General features: G+C 61.0%; 5 protein-coding genes and 1 pseudogene. 1 reads left to right on the top strand and 5 read right to left on the bottom strand.

Features of this window, described 5'->3' with window-relative positions; genetic code table 11:
* From ACP5J3_RS11845 to ACP5J3_RS11835, 3 genes and pseudogenes are all read right to left on the bottom strand, one after another.
* A pseudogene (locus ACP5J3_RS11845) lies at window positions 1-369 on the bottom strand (polyamine ABC transporter substrate-binding protein); the annotation flags it as partial.
* The gene (locus ACP5J3_RS11840; protein WP_428495876.1) at window positions 342-926 is read right to left on the bottom strand and encodes a DUF99 family protein; all 585 of its coding nucleotides are present in this window, start codon (window positions 924-926) and stop codon (window positions 342-344) included. The gene ACP5J3_RS11840 and the pseudogene ACP5J3_RS11845, both read right to left, overlap by 28 nt.
* 13 nt (window positions 927-939) lie before the next feature.
* Window positions 940-1,818 carry an aminotransferase gene (locus ACP5J3_RS11835; protein WP_428495875.1) on the bottom strand — a complete coding sequence of 293 codons (879 nt, stop codon included), beginning with the start codon at window positions 1,816-1,818 and terminating at the stop codon, window positions 940-942.
* Between the two features lie 24 nt (window positions 1,819-1,842).
* Between ACP5J3_RS11835 and ACP5J3_RS11830 the strand changes: the two genes are divergently transcribed.
* Complete coding sequence (locus tag ACP5J3_RS11830; RefSeq protein ID WP_428495874.1) at window positions 1,843-2,820, top strand: AIR synthase family protein; 978 nt, start codon at window positions 1,843-1,845, stop codon at window positions 2,818-2,820.
* Here ACP5J3_RS11830 and ACP5J3_RS11825 read toward each other — a convergent pair.
* Window positions 2,807-3,601, bottom strand: a complete 795-nt coding sequence (locus tag ACP5J3_RS11825) for an ATP-grasp domain-containing protein (protein WP_428495873.1) — start codon at window positions 3,599-3,601, stop codon at window positions 2,807-2,809. The genes ACP5J3_RS11830 and ACP5J3_RS11825 overlap by 14 nt on opposite strands.
* A partial coding sequence (locus ACP5J3_RS11820; protein WP_428495872.1) for a hypothetical protein occupies window positions 3,595-3,823 on the bottom strand: 229 nt, incomplete at its 5' end. The genes ACP5J3_RS11825 and ACP5J3_RS11820, both read right to left, overlap by 7 nt.

Raw genomic sequence — 3,823 nt, 5'->3', positions numbered from 1 at the left:
CTCCTTGAGATAGGTGTCTGGGAGGACCACCAGGTCGTAACCCCCGCCGCCCCTCAGCAGGGCGGCGTAGGCCTCCTCGCCGCTTTCAAACTCCTGGTACACCACCTTTATGCCGTACTCCTTTTCAAACTCGGGAAGCAGATCCTTGTCGATGTAGTACGAGTAGTTGTAGACGGCGATTTCCCCGCCGCGCTTGGGGGTGGGGGTGGTCGTCGTGGTGGTGGAAGAGGAAGTAGAGGTGGTCGTGGCTGAGGTGGTGGCCGTCCCCTGCGCCTCCGCTTGCTTTCTCGTAAGCAGGAGCCCGCCCCCAACGGCGGCTAGGACTGCGGCGGCGCCGGCGGCTATGAGGAGCTTCCTCCTGGTGACCATTGTTGCCCAGCCGTACATTGGATTTTTAAAAATTGTCTAGCCCCGCCGGCGATTATCTTAGCTATGCGTAGAGGCTCCGGCATCTTGCCGAATTTCATACAGGCCTCCGCCGCCTTACCCGCGTCTATGGGGTCGATGCCCCAGGACCTTACGTAAATCTTGAAACCGTCTCTTGTGTAGTAGAGCGTGGGTGGGCCCAGCCTCCTAATGGCCTCCAGCCTCTCCTCCCAGTCTGGGAATAGCTTCTTCACGGCCTCCTCGACGTGGCCCCCGGGCTCTTCGAAGACGTAGCACGCCACGGGCTTTTGAAAACTGGTGTACAGCGCCTCCCCGTCTATCCAGTTGTAGAAGGACACGATGCACCCGTCGAGCATTACGAGGCTGACGTCTCTCCTAAGGACGGCGCCGAGTATCCTAGCGGCGGCTTCTGTGCCGTCTCTACCCCCGACCTTGGCCTTTGCGAACGCCACGTCCTCCACCACGCCGTCGCGCCGGGCCCTCACGCCGACGTACACCGACTCGCCGTCTTCCAGTCTGAAGCTCTCGGCTATGGCCACCACCTTGAAGTTTTTAGAGAGGTACCTTGGATAGGAAATCGGCGAGCTCCTCCTCTGTCGCACTAGTGAGGCCCAGCCTGACGTACTCCCCGAAGCGGCCTCTCCAGGAGAAGACACTGCCGTCTAGGGCGCCGTGTTTTAAAAAAATTGTCTTATCCCTAGGCCTCAGCCACGCGAAGTACGGCGTGGCCTCCACGCCTAGGTGTTGCCTCACCAGATCGCGGCGCCTCGCCAGGGAGTTAAACACGGCGTAGACAGCGCCGGACTTCACGGCGGCGTAGAACAAATACTGCATATACGTAGGCGGGTGTAGATACGACGCCTCCAGGACGTTTAGGTAGTAGTCGGAGAGGCTTGGCGGGACCGCGACGTACGCCAGGTGGAGGCCGGGGAAGAGCACGTCGAGCGAGCCGACGGCGACGGCGCTCTCCGGTATGTACGGCACCTCGCCGGCGAGTAGGCCGTAGGTCAGGTCGTAAATGGTTAGAGGCGCCGAGCGAGACGCCGCCTCCAGCTCGCTGGCGGTGTATATATACCCGTCGGGGTTCCTCCAGTGGGGCTGTATATACACGGCCTTAGGCCTTCCGCACCTGGCGTACGGTATTACCTCTTTCTGTGTGGGGTCCTCCGGCTGTATGCACTCCCCCCCGTCTAGGTGGACTTCTGCAACGATCCTGATGCTGTCGGCTATGCTAGTGGTGAAGTACACCTCATGTTTCGTAAAGCCCTTTGCGGCTAGGATTCTCCTCAGCTCCTCTCTAGGCTCGGGCGCCCCCGCGGTATCTGTATACTGCAGAGCCCGCCTGCCGAATTCCCTCACCACGGTTTCGTGCACTAGCCTCACCACATCCACGTCGCTGTTTTTTATCCACGTGCCGCTTAGGTCAACCATTTAACATGGGGAAATTTGCCATTTATGAAGATTGGGAAGTTGCAACCCGACCTGCTTCAGCGCCTTGTGTTTGCCAGGCGGGGGGCGGCGAGGCGCGAGGTACTTGTGGGACCCGCGGTGGGGGAAGACGCGGCGATTATAGACGTAGGCGGTAGGTACCTGGCAGTCCACACAGACCCCATATCTGGCTCGGTGAAGCTACTGGGCTACCTCGCGGTGTACATCCCCACAAACGACATAGCGGTGAGGGGGATAGAGCCTATGTGGCTCTCCACGGCGCTGTTTCTGCCGCCGGGCGCGGACGAGGCGGTCCTCGACGTGATTACTAGGCAGATAGACGAGGCGGCGGGGAGGCTGGGGGTTATGGTGGTCGGCGGCCACACGGAGGTGACCACAGCCGTCACCAGGCCGATGGCGGTAGCCACGGCGATGGGCGTCGGCGATAGGTATGTATCTACGGGGGGCGCCCGACCTGGCGACGTGGTTATTATGACCAAATCCGCGGGTCAGGAAGCCGCCTCCATCCTCGCGACGGACTTCAGAGAGGAGGCTCTCAAGAGGGGGGTGGAGCCGGAGGCTGTGGCGAGGGCGGAGAGGCTGGCCCTTGAGGTGTCTGTGGCGAGGGAGGCCCTTGCCTTGGCCGACCTGGCCACATCTATGCACGACCCCACGGAGGGGGGCTTAGTCAACGGGCTCGCGGAGATCGCCTACGCGTCGGGAGTGTCAATCGACGTGGATAGGGAAAAGGTCGTGGTCTACAGAGAGGTGGAGGCGCTGTGCCGAGCCTTCGGCATAGATCCCCTCGAGACTCTGAGCTCGGGTGTGCTCCTCGCCACGGTGCCCCGCGGGAGGCTGGACGAGGCTGTGGAGAGGCTGGAGGCGCTGGGCGTGCCGCACGCCGTGATCGGCGAGGTGAAGCCGCCGAGCGGCTACCTGGTCAGAATCGGCGGGAAGATATACACAAGGCCCTACGTCGAGGATAAGTTGTTCACGTTTTTCTAAGCTCTACGAGGGCCTCTATGAGGAGCCTAGCCACGTCTACTCCTGTGGTTTTCATGAGTGCCTTGAACTCAGGTATTCCGTTTACCTCGTTGACGTACAGCCTGTCTCCTATGAGTATATCCACTCCGGCGTAGAAAGCCCCCACAGATCTCGCCGCCTTCACAGCGAGGTCTTCCAACTCGCCGTCTATCTGCTGAGGCTCTGTCCGGCCACCCCGGGCGGCGTTGCTTCTCCAGTCGCCTCTGGGGGGTATCCTCCTCATGGCCGCCACTGCCCTCTCCCCGATTACAAAGACTCTGATGTCCTCCCCAGTGCCTATCATCTCCTGTAGTAGAAACACCTCGTTCTCCGCGGATCTCATCAAGAGCCTCACCTCCTCGGGCGCGGTGACCAGCGCCACCTTGCGCCCCCAGCTACCGCTGGCTGTCTTCACAATAGCTCTTTCTCCCACCTCCACCTCGGCTTCGCCGAAGAGCACCTTGGTCCTGGGCACTGGGAGCCCGCTGGCCCTTAGCCTCGCCAGGGTAACTGCCTTGTTCCAGCTCACGGCTATGGCGCTGGAGGAGTTGACGGCTAGCCCTCCGTTGCCCTCGACCACCGCGGCCGCCACGATGCCCTTGTTGTGGCTTAGGGTCCTTATTAGGTAGACGTCGGGCTCCCACCCCTCCACATCCAGCACCTCCCCTATCTTCACCGTTTTTAAAACCACGCCGAGCCTCTCCGCAGCCTTTATCAAAGCCTTCTCCTCTTCCCTGACCACGTCATACACAAGCGTCACCACGGCGACACCTCAAGCCTCCCGTTTTTGTAATACCACAGAAAGGCCTTCGCCAGCTCCACAGCCAGCGTCGAGTCGAGAACCAGCGGCGTGTTGGTGTCGGCGGCGGTCCTCCTGATATGGAAGTCTCTCTGCGGGGTATCTCCCGCGGTCATCACGATATCCACCTCACGCCACTTCAACATGTCGAGGAGCTTGTCGCCCAGTTGCTCGGGCGTATACACC

Origin of the sequence: Pyrobaculum sp. (genome assembly GCF_049971835.1) — an archaeon.
Classification (GTDB): domain Archaea; phylum Thermoproteota; class Thermoprotei; order Thermoproteales; family Thermoproteaceae; genus Pyrobaculum.
Note: the sequence above shows the minus strand (reverse complement) of the source record. Positions and strands in the feature narration are given on the sequence as shown.

Excerpts from the sequence above, each read along its gene's own strand:
- ACP5J3_RS11835 (WP_428495875.1), bottom strand. The coding sequence starts at position 1,818 with ATGGTTGACCTAAGCGGCACGTGGATAAAAAACAGCGACGTGGATGTG.
- ACP5J3_RS11830 (WP_428495874.1), top strand. The coding sequence starts at position 1,843 with ATGAAGATTGGGAAGTTGCAACCCGACCTGCTTCAGCGCCTTGTGTTT.